The sequence below is a fragment of the Rheinheimera muenzenbergensis genome (genome assembly GCF_036984005.1).
GTDB classification, from domain to species: Bacteria; Pseudomonadota; Gammaproteobacteria; order Enterobacterales; family Alteromonadaceae; genus Alishewanella; species Alishewanella muenzenbergensis.
In genome coordinates this window covers 1-1,413 of the sequence record NZ_JALAAR010000046.1, presented here as the reverse complement: position 1 = coordinate 1,413, position 1,413 = coordinate 1, and the positions used below count along the sequence as shown (strand labels likewise).

1 protein-coding gene is annotated in these 1,413 nt (G+C 47.7%); it reads right to left on the bottom strand.

The window, feature by feature from the left end; translation table 11 throughout:
- Positions 1-9: 9 nt before the first annotated feature.
- Positions 10-1,338, bottom strand: coding sequence for an IS4 family transposase (locus tag MN202_RS20480; RefSeq protein ID WP_335737987.1), 1,329 nt, complete (start codon positions 1,336-1,338; stop codon positions 10-12).
- Between the last annotated feature and the right edge of the window lie 75 nt (positions 1,339-1,413).

Below are 1,413 nucleotides of genomic sequence, written 5' to 3'. Positions count from 1 at the left end.
TAATGCCGGTCAGTTAAGCTGACCGGCATTTTTCTTTTTAACGGGATACTTAAGTTTGCTCGATTTAACACTTCTTGGATAACATCGTTCCCGCCGTCCTGGCAGTAAGAAGAATGAAGCCATATCAGTGATATCCATAACAACTTTGGGAATACGCCCCGGTGATACATATGGCAGCGTAGCAAGTTGAAACACAATATGGCTGGCAGCCTCTTTAAAACTCAAATGGCTTGGGGAGATGTTTTTGCCTAGCGATGCCGCCATCAGCACCATTTGATAACGGATAAGGTTGTAGGCCAGTAGGACACCCCATAATTCCTGTTTGACCATATCAGGCAATTTCGAGCGAAGTGTGTAAGCATTGTGCAGCATTGACTGCTTTATTTCTCTAAAGCCCAGCTCTATCTCCCATCGGGTTGAGTATAAATCAACGATATCCGCCGCTGGGAAGCGCATCGGGTCCGTCAATGAGCAGAGTATTTTGACCTCTTTGCCCTTGATGGTTTTGCTGAGTAATCGCGCTTCTATCGTCTGAGGTAAGTCATCAAACTTCTTACGTGATTGCGGTGTCGTTGTCAGCCGGATCAACTGGTCATGCTTACCCAAACTGCGGATAACCTCATATTGCGTCTGCTTCTTTAGCGGTAACAGCCAGTGGCGTTGTTCGCCGGTAGATTGCCATTTATGCAGCAAACCCAGTGAGTAGAATCCCTTGTCGAACAAGGTCAGTGAGTGGTCTGGGGTGTGGGGTATCAAGTCCTCAGCCAGCACCATCTCATTAACGTCCACACTGTCAAACCGGCTTGCTGTCAGCAGATGGCTGGTGAGCTCCATCTGGCATACCATCCGGATTTGTGGATAACAGGCTTCGCCAGTATGAGATTTGGTTCTGGCGAAGGCTGCGCTGTTCTGAGGTGTATCTTCTGTACGAAATACCACACCATCAACACCTAACAGCGTTAAACCACACCAGTGAGGATGTGCAGCTTGTTCATTCCAATGCCCGGCGGTGAGATTAAAAATATGCTCTATCGCTTCATAGCCAAGCCGTTGTCTTGCCTGAGTGATGGCACTGGGGGCTACGTATGGTGCTTTGCCTGGCAGTAAAATATCCAGTTGGGTAACCAGTTGTTTGATGGACATATTACGGAACAGCGCCATGCCCAGCACGGCCCATACCATCTGCTCCATAGGCAATCTACGGGTTCTGATGGTGGATATGCCAGCGATACCCAACCCTGTTTCAATCAATGCCGGGTCAAGCACATCTGCCAAGCTTTCAAAGTTAATGGTACGGCTGTTTACTAAAACGGTTTCGAGAGCTTGGCTAATACGCATAAAAAAGGCCTACAGAAGTTATTCTGTAGGCCTTTATATACCAGCCTCTGGATCGGTCAACTGATCTGAAAAATT